Source organism: Virgibacillus sp. LDC-1, from assembly GCF_030137545.1.
Taxonomy (GTDB): domain Bacteria; phylum Bacillota; class Bacilli; order Bacillales; family Amphibacillaceae; genus LDC-1.
Genome location: NZ_JARUVL010000019.1, coordinates 29,510 through 49,499 on the forward strand (window position 1 = coordinate 29,510; position 19,990 = coordinate 49,499).

Annotated in this window: 25 protein-coding genes; 13 read left to right on the forward strand and 12 right to left on the reverse strand. The window is 38.1% G+C overall.

All coding sequences use genetic code 11. The features are described from left to right. Nucleotides 1-42 precede the first annotated feature (42 nt). The 5 genes from QBK89_RS13380 to QBK89_RS13400 form a co-directional block, all read right to left on the reverse strand. Nucleotides 43-1,149 carry a DUF1648 domain-containing protein gene (locus QBK89_RS13380; RefSeq protein ID WP_284141565.1) on the reverse strand — a complete coding sequence of 369 codons (1,107 nt, stop codon included), beginning with the start codon at nucleotides 1,147-1,149 and terminating at the stop codon, nucleotides 43-45. After that, nucleotides 1,149-1,544 carry a GntR family transcriptional regulator gene (locus tag QBK89_RS13385; protein ID WP_284141566.1) on the reverse strand — a complete coding sequence of 132 codons (396 nt, stop codon included), beginning with the start codon at nucleotides 1,542-1,544 and terminating at the stop codon, nucleotides 1,149-1,151. The genes QBK89_RS13380 and QBK89_RS13385 overlap by 1 nt, the downstream gene beginning before the upstream one ends. A gap of 199 nt (nucleotides 1,545-1,743) precedes the next feature. Beyond that, a complete protein-coding gene (locus tag QBK89_RS13390; protein WP_284141567.1) occupies nucleotides 1,744-2,058 on the reverse strand; it encodes a DMT family transporter in 315 nt (104 codons plus the stop codon). Between the two features lies 1 nt (nucleotide 2,059). Further along, nucleotides 2,060-2,413, reverse strand: a complete 354-nt coding sequence (locus QBK89_RS13395; protein ID WP_284141568.1) for a DMT family transporter — start codon at nucleotides 2,411-2,413, stop codon at nucleotides 2,060-2,062. Nucleotides 2,414-2,649: 236 nt separating this feature from the next. Beyond that, nucleotides 2,650-3,066 (reverse strand): helix-turn-helix domain-containing protein, encoded by a 417-nt coding sequence (locus tag QBK89_RS13400; protein WP_284141569.1) that lies wholly within the window; start codon nucleotides 3,064-3,066, stop codon nucleotides 2,650-2,652. 162 nt (nucleotides 3,067-3,228) lie between these two features. On the opposite strand from QBK89_RS13400, the gene QBK89_RS13405 reads away from it, so the two are divergent. After that, nucleotides 3,229-3,597 (forward strand): hypothetical protein, encoded by a 369-nt coding sequence (locus QBK89_RS13405; RefSeq protein WP_284141570.1) that lies wholly within the window; start codon nucleotides 3,229-3,231, stop codon nucleotides 3,595-3,597. Between the two features lie 191 nt (nucleotides 3,598-3,788). On the opposite strand, the gene QBK89_RS13410 is transcribed toward QBK89_RS13405, so the two are convergent. The 3 genes from QBK89_RS13410 to QBK89_RS13420 all read right to left on the reverse strand — a co-directional run bounded on the left by QBK89_RS13410 (nucleotide 3,789) and on the right by QBK89_RS13420 (nucleotide 5,771). Further along, nucleotides 3,789-3,917 (reverse strand): YfhE family protein, encoded by a 129-nt coding sequence (locus QBK89_RS13410; protein ID WP_284141571.1) that lies wholly within the window; start codon nucleotides 3,915-3,917, stop codon nucleotides 3,789-3,791. Nucleotides 3,918-3,994: 77 nt separating this feature from the next. Further along, nucleotides 3,995-4,549 carry a GNAT family N-acetyltransferase gene (locus QBK89_RS13415; RefSeq protein WP_284141572.1) on the reverse strand — a complete coding sequence of 185 codons (555 nt, stop codon included), beginning with the start codon at nucleotides 4,547-4,549 and terminating at the stop codon, nucleotides 3,995-3,997. Nucleotides 4,550-4,865: 316 nt separating this feature from the next. Continuing rightward, the gene (locus QBK89_RS13420; protein ID WP_284141573.1) at nucleotides 4,866-5,771 is read right to left on the reverse strand and encodes a TIGR01777 family oxidoreductase; all 906 of its coding nucleotides are present in this window, start codon (nucleotides 5,769-5,771) and stop codon (nucleotides 4,866-4,868) included. A gap of 154 nt (nucleotides 5,772-5,925) precedes the next feature. On the opposite strand from QBK89_RS13420, the gene recX reads away from it, so the two are divergent. Further along, on the forward strand, nucleotides 5,926-6,735 hold the full coding sequence (gene recX, locus QBK89_RS13425; protein ID WP_284141574.1) for a recombination regulator RecX: 810 nt from the start codon (nucleotides 5,926-5,928) through the stop codon (nucleotides 6,733-6,735). Between the two features lies 1 nt (nucleotide 6,736). On the opposite strand, the gene QBK89_RS13430 is transcribed toward recX, so the two are convergent. Then, complete coding sequence (locus QBK89_RS13430) at nucleotides 6,737-7,396, reverse strand: SDR family NAD(P)-dependent oxidoreductase (RefSeq protein ID WP_284141575.1); 660 nt, start codon at nucleotides 7,394-7,396, stop codon at nucleotides 6,737-6,739. A 111-nt stretch (nucleotides 7,397-7,507) separates the two neighbouring features. Here QBK89_RS13430 and QBK89_RS13435 point away from each other — a divergent pair, with 111 nt between their 5' ends. Then, a complete protein-coding gene (locus QBK89_RS13435; RefSeq protein ID WP_284141576.1) occupies nucleotides 7,508-7,843 on the forward strand; it encodes a YfhH family protein in 336 nt (111 codons plus the stop codon). A gap of 161 nt (nucleotides 7,844-8,004) precedes the next feature. On the opposite strand, the gene QBK89_RS13440 is transcribed toward QBK89_RS13435, so the two are convergent. Further along, entirely contained in the window at nucleotides 8,005-8,991 is a 987-nt protein-coding gene (locus QBK89_RS13440; RefSeq protein ID WP_284141577.1) for a metal-dependent hydrolase, read from the reverse strand. 103 nt (nucleotides 8,992-9,094) lie between these two features. On the opposite strand from QBK89_RS13440, the gene mutY reads away from it, so the two are divergent. The 4 genes from mutY (at nucleotide 9,095) to QBK89_RS13460 (ending at nucleotide 13,117) form a co-directional block, all read left to right on the forward strand. Beyond that, nucleotides 9,095-10,162 carry an A/G-specific adenine glycosylase gene (mutY, locus tag QBK89_RS13445; RefSeq protein ID WP_284141578.1) on the forward strand — a complete coding sequence of 356 codons (1,068 nt, stop codon included), beginning with the start codon at nucleotides 9,095-9,097 and terminating at the stop codon, nucleotides 10,160-10,162. A 250-nt stretch (nucleotides 10,163-10,412) separates the two neighbouring features. Continuing rightward, the gene (locus tag QBK89_RS13450) at nucleotides 10,413-10,583 is read left to right on the forward strand and encodes a gamma-type small acid-soluble spore protein (protein ID WP_284141579.1); all 171 of its coding nucleotides are present in this window, start codon (nucleotides 10,413-10,415) and stop codon (nucleotides 10,581-10,583) included. Nucleotides 10,584-10,759: 176 nt separating this feature from the next. Next, entirely contained in the window at nucleotides 10,760-11,290 is a 531-nt protein-coding gene (gene ntdP, locus QBK89_RS13455) for a nucleoside tri-diphosphate phosphatase (RefSeq protein ID WP_284141580.1), read from the forward strand. A gap of 75 nt (nucleotides 11,291-11,365) precedes the next feature. Continuing rightward, nucleotides 11,366-13,117 carry an ABC transporter ATP-binding protein gene (locus QBK89_RS13460; protein WP_284141581.1) on the forward strand — a complete coding sequence of 584 codons (1,752 nt, stop codon included), beginning with the start codon at nucleotides 11,366-11,368 and terminating at the stop codon, nucleotides 13,115-13,117. Between the two features lie 109 nt (nucleotides 13,118-13,226). On the opposite strand, the gene QBK89_RS13465 is transcribed toward QBK89_RS13460, so the two are convergent. Beyond that, on the reverse strand, nucleotides 13,227-14,522 hold the full coding sequence (locus tag QBK89_RS13465; RefSeq protein WP_284141582.1) for a glutamate-1-semialdehyde 2,1-aminomutase: 1,296 nt from the start codon (nucleotides 14,520-14,522) through the stop codon (nucleotides 13,227-13,229). A 254-nt stretch (nucleotides 14,523-14,776) separates the two neighbouring features. On the opposite strand from QBK89_RS13465, the gene QBK89_RS13470 reads away from it, so the two are divergent. The 6 genes from QBK89_RS13470 (at nucleotide 14,777) to perR (ending at nucleotide 18,900) form a co-directional block, all read left to right on the forward strand. Then, nucleotides 14,777-15,208 (forward strand): potassium channel family protein, encoded by a 432-nt coding sequence (locus QBK89_RS13470; protein ID WP_330949674.1) that lies wholly within the window; start codon nucleotides 14,777-14,779, stop codon nucleotides 15,206-15,208. A gap of 57 nt (nucleotides 15,209-15,265) precedes the next feature. Further along, nucleotides 15,266-15,736 (forward strand): thioredoxin-dependent thiol peroxidase, encoded by a 471-nt coding sequence (bcp, locus tag QBK89_RS13475; RefSeq protein ID WP_284141583.1) that lies wholly within the window; start codon nucleotides 15,266-15,268, stop codon nucleotides 15,734-15,736. A 232-nt stretch (nucleotides 15,737-15,968) separates the two neighbouring features. Then, nucleotides 15,969-16,640, forward strand: a complete 672-nt coding sequence (locus QBK89_RS13480; protein ID WP_284141584.1) for a sugar transferase — start codon at nucleotides 15,969-15,971, stop codon at nucleotides 16,638-16,640. A 96-nt stretch (nucleotides 16,641-16,736) separates the two neighbouring features. Continuing rightward, a complete protein-coding gene (locus QBK89_RS13485; protein ID WP_284141585.1) occupies nucleotides 16,737-17,687 on the forward strand; it encodes a D-2-hydroxyacid dehydrogenase in 951 nt (316 codons plus the stop codon). A gap of 2 nt (nucleotides 17,688-17,689) precedes the next feature. Next, nucleotides 17,690-18,247: a cob(I)yrinic acid a,c-diamide adenosyltransferase gene (locus tag QBK89_RS13490; RefSeq protein ID WP_284141586.1), complete on the forward strand. Its 558-nt coding sequence runs from the start codon at nucleotides 17,690-17,692 to the stop codon at nucleotides 18,245-18,247. Between the two features lie 203 nt (nucleotides 18,248-18,450). Next, nucleotides 18,451-18,900 (forward strand): peroxide-responsive transcriptional repressor PerR, encoded by a 450-nt coding sequence (gene perR, locus QBK89_RS13495; protein ID WP_443089789.1) that lies wholly within the window; start codon nucleotides 18,451-18,453, stop codon nucleotides 18,898-18,900. 134 nt (nucleotides 18,901-19,034) lie between these two features. Here the strand turns inward: perR and QBK89_RS13500 are convergent, their stop codons facing one another. Next, nucleotides 19,035-19,415: a YgzB family protein gene (locus QBK89_RS13500; protein ID WP_284141588.1), complete on the reverse strand. Its 381-nt coding sequence runs from the start codon at nucleotides 19,413-19,415 to the stop codon at nucleotides 19,035-19,037. Between the last annotated feature and the right edge of the window lie 575 nt (nucleotides 19,416-19,990).

Here is a 19,990-nt window from a genome sequence, read left to right on the forward strand (position 1 = left end):
GAAGTCTGTTTTTACTTTGTGTTTTCATCCAGACAGCAGAAATCAACCTAAAATAAGTGGAATCCCGATTGCTAAACCAATAATGACAAGCAGAAAAATCCATGATAACGGATGTGCCCAATTATTTGTCCAGCCAACACCAAATCGTTTTTCTAAAAAGATAGCTGGATCATTTCGATTAAAGTAAAAGATTCCTAACTTCCAGTATCGGTCATCATCCCGGTCGATAATTTCGCCAGCATTATCCTTTCCTTGTACCTTTAACCTACTACCACCTTGACCTGTTGTAATGGAAAGAATAATCGCTCCGATTGTAATTCCAATTGATATGGCGAGGGGAAGTACAAGCATCAATGTTGTATTTACTGGGTAGAACAAAGACAATTGAATGAATGCAAATAAAAGTGCCATTGCGGTTCCAGTTATAATAATAAATAGGGACCAACGACGACGAAATATAATGTTTTGTATGACCGAGCTTTCTGTATTTACAGCACTTACTTGTTGTTTTGCTTTGGCAATAATGGTATTGATAAAAATAAATAGCAGTGTTAAATAGACTTGCATAATAGGCATAAGAAATGCGGAACGATATGATTTTTCAGACCAGTTTGTAACCTCGCCAGAAAAGTCGTATTGCATAGGGATGCGAGCAGGTAGCTTATCATAATTAATAAGTGTCCAGGCAGCCGTTAATAAGGCAATGATAAAGGAAATGCTAAACCAAAGGTTCGAATAGGTTAGCTTTTGATCGCGAAATTTCGTATCCATGACAACAAGCTGTGACCGCTCGGACCAGGCTTTATTTTCTGCTTTCAATTGTTTCATCTCACGGTGAAATCGAATATAAAGGACGAAGCTAACGAGCAGGTAAATAGAAATCGCCCCACCTAGGATAAGGCTAATCACATTTTCATCTTGCCACACGCTTCCTGATAGCAGGATAGAAATCGTAATAATGACACTCAATATCCCTGTTTGGAGAACATATTTTTTACGCATTTGTTGTAGCTTTGGTTGGTGATATACGGATGCAGGAATGGAGACACCAAAGCTTTCCGTTTTTCTCGTCCAATAAGGAACGAACATTGTTGCAATAAAACACGGAATTAATATGACGATAATTAAAATTAATAGAAGCGAATTCATTATTCCTCACCCTCTTTATGTTGATATTCATAAAATAGCTCACTACAAAGCTCCAGAAATGAAGCTTTATCAACCCCGCGACAAATCGCTTCCGCAATAATCGGATGAAGCGTCGCATGAAGCTTTTGGTAGTATGCTTTATCTGCCATAGCGACACCATCTGGATGGATAACAACACCCTTTTGACGATGAATTAATATAAAACCTTCTTGTTTCAGCTGCTGATAGGCTTTGTTGACGGTGTGAAGATTAATGCCAAGATCAGCGGCAAATGAACGAACAGAAGGCAGTGCCTCTCCAGGCGTAAGTTCATTTCGAGCTATTCCAGCAATGATTTGATGTTTAAGCTGTGTGTAGATTGGTTCTTCTGATTCTAAATCAAGCTTTATATACACACCTGATTCCACTTCCTTTTTATTGTTTTATCTGTTATATATATAGTATAACAGGTGGAACAAAACGTCAATTACATGTTAAAAACCCATTATAAAAGCATGCCCAAATGCGTGGATTTGAACATGCTTTTGTATTTTATCTCGTTTTTGTGATATGTGTTGTTCCTATATATTATTACTTTATGGCAAGCGAAGTATATTAATGAAGGATTTTTAAGCCAACTGCGCCAGTAATAATGCATAATAAAAAGAAGATTCGTTTCCAGCTTGTTGATTCTTTGAAAAAGATCATTCCCATCAATACAGCGCCAGCTGCACCAAGACCTGTCCAAATGGCATAGGCGGTTCCAAGGGGGATTTCTTGCATTGCCATGGATAAAAAAACAAATCCAACACCAAAGGGAAGAATGACAAACAACAGTCTTTGGAACGTTTTTCGTTGAAGATAATAGTTAATCCCGATGACACCAAAAATTTCTCCAAAGCTTGCAATAATAAGATAAATCCAAGCCACATTATTCCGCTCCCTTATACGTGTGTACGTGTTTTTCAGACGTTTCGTTATCTGATGTTAGCTTAATACCTATTACCCCGACAATAATTAATCCGACGAACAAAAGTTGTTTGATAGAAAGTGCTGCTCCAAAAAAAGACGCGTCAACGATAACAATTCCCGCTGCTCCCGCTCCTGTAAAGACAGCATAAACGGTCCCAGATGGCAGTTTTTCACATGCCTTAATGATAAAATAAAAGCTACATATAATCATAATGATTGTACCTAGCCACTCCACGATAGAATTAGAATAACGTAATCCAATTACCCAAAATATTTCTACAATCGCTGCGAATAGAACATAACTCCAAGCCATTGTATATCTCCTTTCTAATTAGAAACCGAAAGATAGTCGATTTTTCTTATAGTGTAGCACATCATGTAGGAGAAGTAGTTTTTTCTGTTTGCTCTTGAACTACGATCCCGTAGCTTACGTTAATGTAAAAAAGAAAAAATCGATATCCTGTGGAGTTTTGCTCCTTCATTAGATATCGATAGTCATGATATTGCAAATGCTTTGAAATAGATTTATCCAGCTTTTGTTGAACAACCTTACAGACGTTCAAATTGATCAATGAGCTTGCCAAAAAGATCGTGGACGGCCTGTTGTTTTTTGAAAGATAAGCCTTGCAAACGATAAATTTCATTTCTGAATTGCGGATGCTGCATCAAATATTCTACTAATTCAACGACCTCTTCATCAAAAGCTTTGGATTCTGAACTGTATATTCGTTTGAAATCCTTTAGTAAGTCATCACGAAAGGAATGTCTTCCAACAAGGTGGTCTAACGTTACATCAAATAGATCACAAAGCTTCATTAGCTTAGAAACATCTGGTGTAACTGCATTTGTCTCCCATTTAGTAACAACCGAACGAGAAATATGTAGCTTGTCAGCAAGCTCCTGCTGTGACCAATGATGCTGTTCACGCAAATATTTTATATGATATGCGAGTTTTTCTGAGCTCATGTTTATCCCACGCTTATAAAAATATTAGATTAATTTCGTTAACGAAGCTAAATCTTCTTTCATCCTATCATTGTTCCTTTTTAATTATATGGAAAAGGTTGTTCTGTTAAGTAACATATAGTATTATGTACGTAAACAGAACTAAAAGAGGGGAGCATTTGTATGATTAGCAGTCTCATATTGTATCACCCAACGATTACGAGCTTGACCAAATGCAAAATATTACGGGCCATGTTTTATGAGGAAAGATTTGAGATTAATGTATCAGGAAGTAATACAGTAACCATATTCGTTTGGGATGTTCCAAAAGAGGAAATATGGCAAGCAGCAGTCCAGTTTGAATCATCAAACATTAAGGTTGGCTATGGGTTTAGCGAAACGAAGAAAACGGCAGCAAAGAAAGCATGGGATACACTTTTCAAGCGTATAGCAAGAGAGCATATCTTAAACCTCAGCTTAGAAGCATCCGCAGATCGAATATTCGAATCATCCACAGACTTATACACACCACAACCAAGTGTTCAACGGTAGTTACAGTATTTACCCACAATTTCCACACAAATAAATCATGGATATTCACAAGTACTTGTGAATATCTTATAGAGTAAGAATGCGCGTTTAAAAGGTTATCCCCACCCCTGTGCATAAGTGAGTGTAGCGCATAGAGAAAAGGAGCTTGATTCTGAAGCTCCTTTTCTCTATGTGTATAACAGTTATGTGCATTACTGTGTTCCTTTTTGAGACAGGCGGTTGTAGACATTGTTTGCTCGTTTGAATTCCTTTTGGTAAAGAACCTCTTGTGATTTAGATAGAAATTTTTCTTTTCTATCTTTTTTGGATTTATCGCGCATTTGGGCATCCCTCACTTTTCAATCATAGAATTGCCCGTATCGTTGCTAAATATTCATGTTGTTAATAAAAATATCAATTAAATAACCTCTCCGTCGGCAGTAACTTCCAGCATCGAAAATTGTAAATAAGACAGATAGTGTTCTTTTGTAATTGCAAAAAGGTCATACACATCTTCCCGTTTATTTATTTTTCCATATACTTCGGGATAGATTGAATTTCCTAACGCAACATATGGTAGCTTTAAAATAGCTTTTAGTGATCGTGTATTTGTTCTACGAATTTTAATAAAAATCGTTTCTACAGCTGTGTGGTAGAATAGCTCTTCAAAAAATTGTTCTTTGGCATGTCGGTTATACCCTTTCCCAAAGTATGGCTTGCCAATCCAAGTTGCTAAAAATCCACCGTTATTTTCGATATCAAACAGATTAATCGTGCCAATTGGCTGATGATATTCATCTGTAATGGTCCGTGAAATTAATTCACCTTGTTCCTCAGCTTCCATCGTTTGTTTTGTGATGAAATAAAATTCGTCTACATTCTCAGCTTTATGTCGGACATATGGGAAAACTTCTGGGTGCGACATGAGCTCATAAAGTGCTGGAACTTCATGGAGTTCCCGTTTTTTCAGCATAAAAAATACCCCCCATTTTTTTGCAGGTGGGCATTGTAATACCTTGAGGGAGTCCAGTGGCCCACACCGCGAATTTTTAGTTAAATTTCAACAAAAATTCGGGGTGGGAATCGAACCCACTAGAACCAGAAAACTGGTGGCGCACCATTTGCCTTCCCTCTATATTAAGCAACACGCTTTTTTTACGATAAAAATAAATGTCTCGTCTCCAATCATCTATAACAGAACTTAGTAAACATCATTTTTCGTAATCTTATTTTACAATTTTTTTTTCGAAAAGGGAATCATTTTTTTGAGGAAAATTTCGACAAAATGTTCAATTATGATCCTTGTCTTTTAAAAGTGATTGTAATGCTTCTTCTAGGTAGGGATAAGAAAACGAATATTGGTGATCCTCAGCTTTTCGTGGCAGTACATACTGACCTTTGAGGATGAGCTGGCTCATCTCTCCTGTAACAAGATTTAATAGAGGAGAGGGGGTATGGAACCAGAAAGGTCTCTTGATAGTCTTGGTAAGCGTCTTCATGAAATCAATATTTCGTTTTGGATTTGGTGCCGTTACATTGATCGGACCTTGGATACTTTCGTTATCCATACAAAATCGTATCATTCGAACAACATCTTCCACATGCACCCAAGACATCCATTGCTCGCCATTTCCTAATTTCCCTCCTGCAAACCATTTGACCGGTAGTGTCATAAAAGGAAGGGCACCGTTATCTTTTCCTAAGATAACGCCAAAACGTGTAAATACGGTTCGTATTCCTAAATCTGTTGCTTTTCGCGCTTCATTTTCCCATTTCACGACAACATCCGCTAAAAAATCATTACCAGGCTCTGTTGATGCTTCTGTAAAGATTAAGTCTTCTGAAACACCATAAAATCCAATTGCCGATCCACTAATGAATACACGTGGTTTTTCTTGCAGCGTTTCCATTAAGTGAACAACTTTTTGCGTTGTATTAATTCTACTCTCTAATATCTTTTTCTTTTTTTCCTTTGTCCAATAGCCAAACAACGATTCTCCGGCAAGATTTACGACACCTTCGATTGGAGGGAGCTTTTCTCCTGGATACGTAAAATCGATAAAAGTGATGTTTAGGCTATTTGTATGCTTTTTGGGATTCCTCGTCAACACAAAAATATGGTTACCTTCTTTCTCTAACGCAGAAACAAGGTGCTGACCGACAAATCCTGTACCACCTGATACGATATAATTCACGAGACATCCTCCTATTCTAATACCGTTCCTTTTATTTATATAGCATAACGAAGTTTTTTTAGTACTGCTAGTATTTTGAGAAGATGTTACTTGTCCTTTTAAAGATGTTTCCACATTTGCTTTCGTGATATGATACGGATATGGAGGGGTTACTTTGAAAAGAATTACGCGTATTACGACACAGAAAAAAAAGCTAAACCGCTATAATATCTTTTGGGATGATGGAAATGGTGAAACCTATGGTCTTAGTGTAGATGAAGATGTCCTTATTCATAATCAGCTTCATAAAGGGATGGAATTAGATGAAGCCTTAATCGAGCTGTTACAGGAAAAAGATACGTTACAAAAATCATATACCCAAGCAATCCATTTCTTAAGCTATCGCATGCGTACAAAAAAAGAAATTCGCGATTATTTAGTGAAAAAAGAAGCAGAGCCTTCCCATATTGATATGATTCTTACCAAGCTGGAAAAGGAAGGATATGTTGATGATCGGCAATTTGCAGAAGCTTTTGTCGCTACGAGAATGCAAACCTCCAATAAAGGACCACAGCTTATCGAACAGGAATTGTTACAAAAAGGGGTTCCTCCTGCTATTGCAGCAGAAGCAGTGGCTGTATTTTCGGTTGAGCTGCAAAGAGAAAAAGCAATGAAATGGGCAGATAAAAAGCTTCGACCAAATGAACGAAAGTCATATCGCCAACAGCTGCAGCAGCTGCAATCAACGCTAATGCAAAAAGGGTTTTCGCAAGCGGTTATTAAAGAGGTTATTGCAGAAAAGCAAGTGCAGCAAGATGAGGATACAGAGTGGAAGGCAGTTGTTCATCAGGGGGAAAAGCTATTACAAAAGCATGCGCGTAAGCATACTGGCTTTGAACTTCAGCAAAAATTAAAAGAAGCCCTTTATCGAAAAGGCTTCTCGATGGATTATATTGTTAAGTTTTTAGACGAATACGTAAAATAAATTACTTATCGATATAAATGGCTGCTCTGCCATCATCTTCATGAAAAATTTGTGCTGCGACAGTCTGTGCATCCTTGAATTCGGAGGCGTCCAGTACATGTCTCGAATCCTTCCAAAATGGCGTATTCATTCCACCCATATAGACAGCAGTGATGGAAATTGCATCATTTTCCCATTCCTTCTGTAAGCTTTCTGTAAAGCCGCGAATCGCGAATTTACTTGCACAATAAAGCGATTCGTTTCTTTTACCGCGCAGTCCAGCTGTTGAAATGATATTTAAAATTCTTCCTTTGCTTTCCCGAATTAATGGTAAGGCACTTTGCACGGATAAAATCGTTCCTTTTATATTTGTATTTAATGTTTGCTCGATGTCAATTAGCTTATACGATTCTATCTCACCAAAATGCCCGATTCCTGCGTTATTTATTAATACATCAAGCTGCCCAATTTGCTGAAAGGCAATGCTGACAGAAGCATATTCACGAACATCACAAAGCACAACCTCCGCCTCACCATTTATTTCTCTAATTTCATGTTGAACCATATGGAGCTTCTCGCCATTCCGTCCCATTAAATAAACGGTGTAGCCATTTGCCGCATAGGTTAAAGCTAAAGCTTTCCCTAAACCACTTCCTGCTCCTGTAATCGCTACTGTTGACATTTCAATTCCCCTCTCGTGTTAGTCGTTCTCTATAAACGATAACCTTCATCATTTCTATTGTCTTAAAGTATTGATAAAATGTAAAATGATAGGGGGAAGGGAGTAATAAAAATGAATTATCGATATAGTGATTTATCTGTGGAGCAGCTTCGAGCAGAGGCTGGAAAGTTAAAGGAACAGCTACAAAAGGCGGAACAGCTTGGGAACATTAGTGAGGCTGCGATTCTTGAGCGGAAGATGCAGGTTGCCATGGCCTATTTATTGAATCCGGCTGATTTTGAAATAAACGAGACCTATACATTAAATGGGGATCCAGGGCATACCTTTCGAATTGATTATTTAGAAGGTGTGTTTGCATGGGGGCATCGTTTTAACCTCCTTAATGAACGATATGAAACACAGGAGGCGATTCCTATTTCCTTGTTAGGAGATAAGGTGAACGCATGAAATGTAGGCTAAGACAAAATAAAATATGAAGATTTTAAACTAGTGGGACCCTGCACCACAAAAAGAAATCCGAACTTGATTCAGCATGAATCTGAATCAGTTCGGGTTTTCAAAATTTAAACGTATTGTCTCAGCCTCTTTTCTATAAATAAGAGAATTGTTCATATTGAATAGTCTTCAACGTATAGCTTTCGCTTTAGTTTATGCTCGGAGAAAATCCAACCTGTATAGGAACTCATTATTTCCTTATTATCACTAATTTGCACAACGGCGACAAATGGATAGTACCCTTTAGAGCGGTATCTAAGGTCGATGAAACGAACCTCTGTAAAGTCATCATACGCATTTATCTCCCAGCGATAAACAGGTGAAAAGGATAAAAAGGCAGAGATGTTTTTATCTGTACATGCCAGCTCTATCATTTCTGAATTTGGTAACGGAATCTTCTCAAATTCATCAATAATTTCGATATGACCGTTTTCAACAATCCCTACATAAAAGTGGTCCTTTGTCGTAATAGCTACACGCCAAAAGTTTTGCTTCATGGTAGGGGAGGTTGCTACTTGCTCTGTATCTGGGAAAAATTCGTGAATCTTTTTTACGATTTCTTTTTTATCGATATACCGCTTGATGTAATATAAAAGGATAACGGTATAGATAATGAGCCATGTTATACCTGGATTTGCCCCAAGTACCCAGGCAACAATTCCAGCTAAATGCAGCGTGAATATATATGGGTCAAACGTATTAATAAATCCATATGCCACCCATCGATTTGAAAATGGTCGATAAGCTTGTGTGCCATAGGCATTTGGAATATCTACGAGCACATGGATGATAACCGCTAAAAAGGTCCATGCCCATAAATGCAAATAATTCACTTCAGGGACAAATAAGTGAATCATACCTGAAATGAAAAGCCCCCAAAATATAATGGCAGGAAGAGAATGGGTTATGCCACGATGGTGTCTTATATATGTTGCATTATTACGCAGTTTTAATACGGTATCAAAATCAGGCGCATGAGAACCGATGATTGTGCCAACAAGGACCGCATTAAAAAGTGTTGGGTCACTATGCACAGCAGGATCTAATGTTGCTAATCCTCCTAATGCAACACCCATGACAATATGGGTTCCAGTATCCATAAGTGTATGTCCTCCTTGGATGAGCTAACGTAAATCGTTAGCCGCCAATACGTTCTATAAAAAGTTCGATTTTTTTTTATTGTATCACAAAGGATGTGTTATTATGGCTGATCAAGCGTTACAAAATATTAACATTTTACAGCTGCAAAATGATTTAATTCAGTGGTATACGCAAAATAAACGCGATTTACCTTGGAGAAAGGATCAAGATCCTTATAAAATATGGGTTTCAGAAATTATGCTTCAGCAAACGAAGGTAGATACAGTTATTCCGTATTTTAATCGTTTTATTCAGCAATTTCCTACCGTATTTGAACTGGCTAACGCAGATGAACAAGAGGTATTAAAAGCATGGGAAGGTTTAGGATACTATTCCCGTGCACGCAATCTTCAAACCGCTGTGAAGGAGGTTGTTGCGAGCTATGGTGGAAATGTACCTGCTGATGCAACACAGCTTGGTACGTTAAAAGGGATTGGACCATATACAAAAGGTGCGATACTTTCAATTGCCTTTCAACAGCCTGAGCCAGCAGTCGATGGGAATGTCATGCGCGTTATCACGCGAATTTTGAATATCGATGATGATATTGCTCAAGCAAAAACGAGAAAGCGAATTGAAGCTATTGTTCGTGAATTAATTTCACAGGAGGATCCCTCTGCCTTTAATCAAGGAATTATGGAGCTAGGTGCTTTAATTTGTACACCAAAGTCTCCAGCTTGTATGCTTTGTCCAGTGCAATCACACTGTCAGGCGTTCGCAGAAGGAGTAGAGGAACAGCTCCCAGTAAAAGCGAAAGCGAAAAAACAAAAGAGAATGTCGTATATGGCGCTGTTAATTCGCACACCAGAAGATAAAATTATGATTGAAAAAAGACCTGAGAATGGTTTGCTAGCTAATCTATGGCAATTTCCGATGGTTCTAATCGAAGAAATTGGACTTGATCATGTGGAAAATTGGCTACAAGTAGAATATGGCGTAAATATAAAGCAAAAACAAAAATGTGGCAAGCTAAAGCATGTTTTTTCCCATATTATTTGGGAAATAGATATTTATCTTGCAGAGACAGATCAAACGCTAGTCGATGATCAACGATTATTGCTTTTAGATAAAGCGGAATTAACGAGCTATCCATTTCCTGTTTCGCATCAAAAAATGATGGCGTATTTATAGTATCTATCAGAAACCATAGCAGTTTAAACGAAAGATACTCCTTCTAATTGCAGCTTCGTTTATTCAATAGCATATGAATGTAAAAAAGTGTTTGCGTGCATGTGTGTCTTGGGTAACGTGCATTATTATTTCCGAACAGCCATTTTTATCCCGCATAAATACCATACCAAAAAATGGATAAAATCCTTTTAGCATTATGTTGGATAACATTTTTTAAACTGGAGAAATTATAATTGCGGAGGTGATATAAATGGCTAAAAATCCTAAGAAATCTGCTTCTGGTACAAATGTTCAGCATGTAAAACAACAGAATCAGCAAGCAGCTCAAGGCCAAGGGCAATATGGTACTGAATTTGCATCCGAAACAAATGCGCAAGAAGTAAGAAAGCAAAATCAAAAATCTCAGCAAAATAAAAAATAACGCTCACCCCCAAAGATTGCTAAAGAAGGCTTTCCATCTCCCGGAAAGCCTTCTTTCTTATGTAAATGGAAGGAAAGGCAAGTCCATAATGCTTTATATTTCAGTTTATTGGCTTTATAATAGGTAAAAGCTGAGAGAACGACGAAGCAAAAAGGGGAATAGAAAGGAAGAAGTGCATGGTTGCTCCTAGAGTTGGCTCAAATATAGAAATTCAAAGCTATAAGCATGATGGAAGCCTGCATCGTATTTGGGAGAGTACATTCGTTTTAAAGGGAACCGAAAACATTGTGATTGGAGCAAACGATAAAACACAGGTAATGGAAAGTGATGGACGTAGTTGGATAACGAGAGAACCATCCATCTGTTTTTTTCATGCAAAGTATTGGTTTAATGTTATCGGAATGCTTCGAAACGATGGAATCTACTATTATTGCAATATTAGTTCTCCATTTGTCTATGATAAGGAAGCATTAAAATATATAGATTATGATCTTGATTTAAAAATTTATCCTGATATGACCTTTACATTGCTTGACGAGGATGAATATGAATTACATAAAAGATTAATGAATTATCCAGAAGTTCTTGATCGGATTTTGTATAACAATATTGAAATTTTAAAACGATGGGTTCGACAGCAAATAGGTCCATTTTCACCAGGTTTTATTGATCAATGGTATGAGCGCTTTTTAACCTATCGATGGTAAATTAACGTTCCTTGTTACCGATGTAGCAAGGCTTTTCTATTCATATAAATACGTATAAAGCAAGGGATGACATTAATGAATAGTGTGAAACAATATTTAAAGTTTGTGAAACCATATAGATGGAAGATTGTATGGACGGTTTTGATTGGAATTGTTAAATTTGCAATTCCATTATTAATGCCGTTAATTTTGAAATATGTGATTGACGATATCATTGATGCAGATGGATTAAGTGCATCTGAGAAGACTACCCAGTTATTCGTGCTAATGGGGGTATCATTTCTGATCTTTTTAGTTTTACGACCTCCGATTGAATATCTTCGACAATATTTAGCACAATGGGTTGGGAACCGAATCCTTTACGACATAAGGGATCGCCTCTTTGATCACATTCAAAAATTAAGTCTTCGTTACTATTCAAAGACAAAAACCGGCGAAATTATTTCCCGGGTAATAAATGATGTCGAACAAACGAAGACATTTGTCATTACCGGATTAATGAATATATGGCTTGACTTAGTTACCATTTTAATAGCGATCGGCATTATGCTCACAATGGATGTGGGATTAACCCTTGTTGCTATCATTTTGTTTCCTTTTTACGGTTTTTCGATAAAATTCTTCTTTGCGAAGTTGCGGCAGCTTACACGTGATCGCTCACAAGCATTAGCAGAAGTACAAGGGCATCTGCACGAGCGAGTGCAAGGAGTTCCTGTTACGCGAAGCTTTGCCTTAGAAGAATATGAGCAAGGGCAGTTTGAAGCAAGAAATGATCATTTTTGGGATAAATCTATTAAACAAACGATTTGGAATGCGAAGACCTTTGCTGTGACAAATACGATTACAGATTTGGCGCCACTTCTTGTAATCGCATATGCAGGTTACCAGGTTATTCACGGGAACTTAACACTTGGAACAATGATGGCGTTCGTCGGATATATGGAACGAGTATATAGTCCATTACGCCGACTCGTTAATTCATCAACAATGCTTACGCAATCGATTGCCTCGATTGACCGGGTATTTGAATTAATGAATGAGAAATATGATATTACAGATAAACCGAATGCATTTGAATTAAAAAAGGTGCAAGGTAGAATTGATGTTGAAAATGTTTCATTCGCCTACGAGGAAGAGGAAGCAAGCGTACTGAAAAATGTCAGCTTACATGTAAAGGCAGGAGAAACGATTGCATTTGTTGGCATGAGTGGTGGGGGAAAATCGACATTAATTAGCTTGCTTCCACGTTTTTATGATGTCACTGAAGGAGCGATAAAAATAGACGGAACAGATATCCGTGATGTAAAAGTACGTTCTTTACGTGATAAAATTGGAATGGTATTGCAGGATAATACATTGTTTAGTGAATCGATCGCAATGAATATCCGCATGGGAAATCCGTATGCAACAGATGAAGAAGTAATAAAAGCAGCCAAAGCTGCAAACGCCCATGATTTTATTATGGAGTTACCACAAGGCTATGATACGCTCGTTGGGGAAAGGGGAGTAAAGCTCTCTGGTGGCCAAAAGCAGCGCGTGGCAATTGCTCGGGTTTTCTTGAAAAACCCACCGATCTTAATTTTCGATGAAGCAACATCCGCATTGGATTTAGAAAGTGAACACATGATTCAAGAAGCGGTCGAAAAACTAGCATCTGATCGGACAACATTTATTGTTGCTCATCGCCTTGCAACGATAACGCATGCAGATCGTATTGTCGTGATTGAAAATGGAAAAATAACAGAGACTGGCTCTCATGAGCAATTAATGGCATTAAAAGGAAGCTACTATGATTTATACCAGGTTCAGCATTTAGACAATGAATAATAAAATGACCAGCATCTGAAGCGCGTGGCTTTAGCTGCTGGTCATTTATTTTATTATAAGTTTAACGAGCAATGACTCCTCTTTCCTTAAAAAGGAATCTAATCAGGCTTTATTGATTAGCCATTTGACAGAACGCTTCCCCTACAGCTGTTATTGTTTCTTCAATGTCTTTTTCCGTATGCTCTGTCGTTAAGAACCATGCTTCATATTTGGAAGGTGCAAGATTAATGCCTTGTTCAAGCATTAATTTAAAGAACCGTCCAAACGCTTCTCCGTCGCTTGCTTCTGCTTCTTGATAGTTCGTGACGTTCGTGCTTCCAAAATAAACGGTGAGGGCCCCTTTGAGTCGGTTAACAGTAATTGCAATGCCATGTTTTTCTGCTTGTTCATGTATCCCTTTTTCAAGCTGTGCCCCTAACTCATCAAGCTTTTCATACACGCCATCTTGTTTTAATACCTCTAAACAGGCAATTCCTGCAGCCATGGAAGCAGGGTTTCCAGCCATGGTACCTGCTTGATAGGCCGGTCCAAGTGGTGCTACCTGTTCCATAATTTCTTGTTTACCACCATATGCTCCTATTGGTAATCCACCACCGATAATCTTACCCATCGCAGTCATATCAGGCTCAATGCCATATAGTTGCTGTGCACTTCCATATGTAAAACGAAATGCGGTAATTACTTCATCATAAATAACGAGTCCACCCGCAGCATGAACGAGAGCATTTACCTCTTGTAAAAAACCTGGTTTAGGTTCAACAATCCCGAAATTACCTACTATTGGTTCAACGAGTACTGCTGCAACATCATTGCCCCATTTATCTAATGCTTTCTTTAACATCTTGATGTCATTAAACGGAACGGTAATCACATCCTGGGCAACAGATTGTGGAATACCAGCTGAATCAGGCGTACCTAATGTTGCTGGACCAGAGCCAGCTTCAACTAATACTGCATCGAAATGCCCGTGATAACAGCCTGAGAATTTAATAACCTTCGTACGGTTCGTATAAGCACGAGCTACACGAATAGTTGTCATAACTGCTTCTGTACCAGAGTTCGTGAAACGTACTTTATCTAATGACGGAATCGCTTCCTTCAGCATCTTTGCAAATTGATTTTCAAGTGCAGTTGGTGTTCCATATAATACGCCGTTCGTTGCAGCATGTGTAATGGCTGCTGCAATGTGAGGATGTGCATGTCCGGTAATAATAGGACCATATGCAGCTAAATAATCGATATAACGATTCCCATCCACATCCCAAAAATAAGCGCCTTTACCACGCTCCATATAGACAGGGGCACCACCACCTACTGCTTTATATGCTCTTGATGGTGAATTAACACCTCCTACAATATGCTGTAATGCTTCTTGATGTAATGCTTCTGATTTTAGGTGATTCATTTAAAATGCCTCCTTGTTTGTTCAAAAAAGACCGTTATTTACTAAAACACAGCTCTTTATTGAAGCTATCTATTATTTTACATGACCCGATATATTTTTCCAGTATCGCCTATTCAAAAATTGAAATTAACTAGAGGAGGGAAAAGGTACTAGGACGCTTGTGCGTGGCGCAAGTGTAGAAAATAAAGACAAGCTTTGCATACCTTCCGCATACATTAATAGAAGTGAAAGGAAGGGATAGAAGGTGAATCAGTGTGGGTACATGGTTTATTATTTGTCTCATTAGTTTGATTGTCATCAAAAGTCTGATTGGATTTATTCGTGGTGAAAAGGGTAGATTCGGCCCACGCATGCTGGAAAGTCAGTTTTCATTTGAAATCTTTTATACACTGCTTATCACATATGGGATTGTTATTATTGGGTTTGGGATGATTTATTTTATCTTATCATTTGATCAGGCCATTCTTATAGAGAATGGCGAGCATCGAGATGTTGGTGTGCTAGGCAGCCTTATCCACTCCGTTTATTTTAGTGGTGTTACATTACTCACGATAGGGTATGGGGATATTACACCGATTGGGGTTGGACGCCTTATTGCTTTAATAGAAGCGTTGATTGGATATGTGCTCCCAACAGCCTTTGTGTTAAGACTTGTTCAATATTCTAATCGAGAAAGGGAATATTAGCAGTTCAATATGGAGGATGGTATAGTTAAGAAAGAATGAGATATGGAGGGATGAACGATGGCAATCACGGTTGGAAAAGAAGCGGTAGATTTTACACTTCCGAATCAACAGGGCGAGCAAGTAACCTTAAGCGATTTTCGCGGAAAACATGTAGTTTTGTATTTTTACCCAAAGGACATGACACCAGGTTGTACAACAGAAGCATGTGACTTTCGAGATCAATACAAAAGCTTTGCAGATGTAAATGCTGTCATAATTGGAATTAGTCCTGATCCAATAGAAAAGCATCAAAAATTTATTGACAAGCATGCGCTCCCATTTATGCTGCTTGCAGATGAAGAGCATAAAGTAGCAGAACAGTACGGGGTCTGGAAGCTGAAAAAGAACTTCGGGAAAGAATACTATGGAATCGAACGCTCTACCTTTATTATTGATAAAGATGGCATTGTCCAAAAGGAATATCGAAAGGTGCGCGTAAAAGGGCATGTTGAAGATGCGCTGATGTTTATTCGCGAGCAGCTAGCGTAGCATATTATATAAAAGCAGTCGGAAAGTAGCTTTGCCTTGAAGGCGACTACGATCGGCTGTTTTTTCTATATTAAAAAGCCAATTAATTCGCAATAAAGGCTTGAAGGTTACCTTGATTCGTATGGAAAAAGATATATGAAGCTTTGATTACGTTTGCATGACAAAGTAATACATGCTGTTTGAGATGAATAGGATGCAATAGAAAGTAAAATGAAGAAGGTGAGGGATTGATATGGGATTCATGCAAACCGTTAGCGAAAGATCGGGTGCAGCAAATACCACGTACGTTTACCGTTTATGTAAACGAATCGTCGATATCGCTGGTAGCATAATGCTTCTGTTTTTATGTAGTCCGCTCCTTTTAATCATTGCCTATCGATTATCAAAGCAGGAAGGGAGCCCGATATTTCAACGGGAGCTTCGAACTGGGAGAGATTTTGCTCCATTCGTCATGTACAGCTTTCGCATAACAACAATCCCCTCTAAAGTCATTCGTGCCTTACCACCACATCCATTTCCGAGTAATTGGGAGCACGGCGTACCGAATGATTTTACATTTATCCCACATCAGGCACTGTACACACCAATAGGATTACAACTAAAAAAATATAAGCTAAATAAGCTTCCACAATTAATAAATGTTTTAAAAGGAGACATGAGCTTGATTGGACCATCTCCAGAGTATCCAGAAGTAACTGCACATTATAATAACGAACAACAACAGCGCCTCTTCGTAAAGCCTGGATTTACAGGGTATACGCAGGTAAATGGATTCTCAAATCAGCAGCATGATGCGAAAATAGTCCATGACCTCTACTATGTAGAGCATTGCTCGTTAACGTTTGATTTCACCATTATGTATGAAAGCATCCGCCGGTTATTTCAAAGAAAAAAAAGACGCTAACATTGTTTTCTTGCTTTTCAGTGTTCAATCAAGCTAAAAACATTTACTATAGAAACTATAGAAAATTGTTAAGCACTAGAGAAGGGGGAGCTGATATTGCATATTTTATTTTCTGCCAAGCTAGGCAGTGAAGCACAAGAAAAGCTTAGGTTAAAATTTCCGGAGCAAGTATTTACTTTTTGTGGGAATATGAATGAAGCACAATCACATCTGTCAAGTGCACAGATTCTTGTTACCTATGGGGAAGATCTAAACGAAAAATTATTGGATCAAGCTAAAAACTTAAAGTGGATTATGGTCATATCAGCAGGAATGGATCAAATGCCCTTCGAAGCGATACAAAAAAGGGATATTATCGTAACAAACGCGCGCGGAATCCATGCAGTTCCAATGTCGGAATATGTTATTTCCATGCTCTTACACGTATACCGACAAGAACGAGTATTGTTAGAAAATGAAGCGGCGCAAAAATGGGATCGATCTGTCCGTATGCGCGAAATCACTGGGAAAACGATCGTGATTGCCGGGACAGGCGCCATTGGGAAAGAAGTAGCCAGACTTGCTCAAGCATTTCGCATGAAAACGATTGGTATTTCAAGAAGTGGTAAGCCGGGGGAAAACTTTGATGCCACTTTTCAAACAGACAAGCTACTTGACGTGCTTCCAGAAGCAGACTTTTTCGTTTCGATTCTTCCGAGCTTACATAGCACAAAGCAGCTTTTAACGGATGCGCATTTTCAAGCCCTACCTCAACATGCAATCTTCGTTAATATCGGCAGAGGAGATGTTGTAGCTAGTGACGTATTGCTACGGGCAATCCAAAACAAAGAGATTGCGCACGCAGTATTGGACGTATTCGAAAACGAACCATTAGCAAAGGATCATCCATTTTGGCAAGAAGAAAATATTACAATCACACCACATCTTTCAGGTATTTCACCAAATTATTTGCCACGAGCATTGGCTATTTTTGAAACTAATTTAACACATTATATAGAAGGAACTGGACAACTAATTAATGTTATCGACGTTCAAAGGGGGTACTAGAAGTGCGAATTTACACAAGAGCTGGTGATAAAGGAAAAACGTCATTAATCTATGGCAAGCGTGTTCCAAAAAATGATTTGCGAGTAGAGGCATATGGTACTTGCGACGAAGCTAATTCCATGATTGGTTTCGGTTTAAGTTTTTTGAATGAAGTAGAATGGGATGAAAAGCAAGCGTTTTTGAATGCGATGCATCGTATTCAAACGATTCTTTTTCATGTTGGGGCAGAATTGGCTACTCCAAGTGATAAAGAAGTAACTTGGAAGTTAAAGCAGGAGCATATCGATGAGCTTGAAAAGCAAATCGATGCTTGGGATGCAACGCTCCCAGAATTAAAGAACTTTATTCTCCCAGGGGGAACTCAGGCTGCTAGTGCGTTACATAGTGCGCGGACGGTAGCAAGACGAGCAGAACGATTAGCCGTTGGATTAGGAGATGAGCTTGCCAATCCGTATGTAGTTTCTTATTTAAATCGACTTTCTGATTTGCTGTTTGTTGCAGCGCGTTACGTGAATCAGCAGTTAGCAGGTGAGGAAATTCCATTACAGGCTGATGTTTAAAGTCTAATGAATTGGGATGGCGGCATTTCCTAATTTAGAGGAAATGTCGTTATTGTTGAAAGATGTTTGCTATAGGTAATAATAATTATCCGTTTATAATATACTATAATTGACAGAATGCTATGGAAGCGGGTACACTAATTATAAAGATTACAATCTAATAATATTATTAGAGTTATACTATTATATTGAAAGTGAGGTGCATGACGGTGTCTGAAAGAAAATTACAGAAGGCAATTGATACTCTGAAAGAATCAGGTGTCCGGATTACACCACAGCGTCATGCGGTGCTTGATTACTTGCTCAATGCAATGACACACCCTACTGCAGATGAAATATATAAAGCGCTTGAAGGTAAGTTTCCCAATATGAGTGTTGCTACTGTTTATAACAATTTACGTGTTTTGCGTGAAGTTGGCCTAGTTCGTGAATTAACATATGGCGATGCATCAAGTCGATTTGACTGCAATACGTCAGAGCATTACCATATTATTTGTAATGAATGTGGTAAAATCGTTGATTTCCATTATCCTTCTTTGGATGAGGTTGAATCATTGGCAGAACAGGTAACAGGATTTGAAGTAAGTCATCATCGTTTGGAATTGTATGGTAAATGTAAGGAATGTCAGCAATTAGAAACAAGAAAGCACTAATTTAATATGTAAATATGTTGGATGACCAAATGCTGTGGGAAAGTGCATTTGGTTATTTTATTATTCAGAGTGAACAGCTCGATAATTAAAACAGCTAGGCTTTAGAAGGTAATCTTCATCGCCTAGCTGTTTTATTATTTTTCGTTCATCTTTTCCGCTTTTTGCTGCCGTTTAGAGTTGTATTTCTCATCAAACTCCTTACCCTCAAGTGCTTTATCTAATGTAAGCGGCTGCTTGCAATGCATGCAGGCATCCACTCTGCCGAGCATTTTTGTTGGTTGCTGGCAGCTCGGACAAACGACAGGAACTGCTCTTAATGATAACGTTCCAATCCAAAGATAGACAACAGTGCTGAATACAATGCATAATACCCCAATAAGAAACAATAAAAGCATCAGCCACTCGATTTTTTTGGCCATAATACCAAGGTACATGATCCCAATTCCCGCAAATATAAGTATAAGAGCAAAAGAGCGTATTTTGTTTATTTTACTTGAATAGACTAATTGAGCCATACTTCTCCTCCTTATTATATCCAAAGCTAGTATAGCATTTTTATATATTCAGGAATAGAATAAAGATGGGGAAAGTTGTAATACGTTGCATTATAAATTCGATTTTAAGCAACATAAGAAAAACGAAGACCATTCTCTACGATGTAAGCTTCTATAACCTGCCACCAGAGTATCGCTTTTGTTATTGCTATATTTTGGTAAGGAAGCGCTTATTGACAGTCATGTTAAACCATGATAAGGTTAATTTCGTTGCAAAAAAAGCACGATTGATTTTGCAGCAAAACATTTTAAAAATAGTGATTGACATGGTAGTTTGCGATGTGGTAAATTATTAAAGTCGCATTTTCAACTACGACGTAAATATCTGAAACATATCGGTAAAAAAGTAATTGACTTTCACCGAACAGATGTGGTATGATAAGAAAGTCGCCAAATCGAGCGACACATTATTTTTTGCTCTTTGAAAACTGAACAAAACGACCAGTATGTCAAGAAAAACGGACCTCGTTTTTCGAAATAAAATCAGAAGCAAAGACTTCTGAACAAGCTAAGAAATTGAGATTGATTGGTGTCAA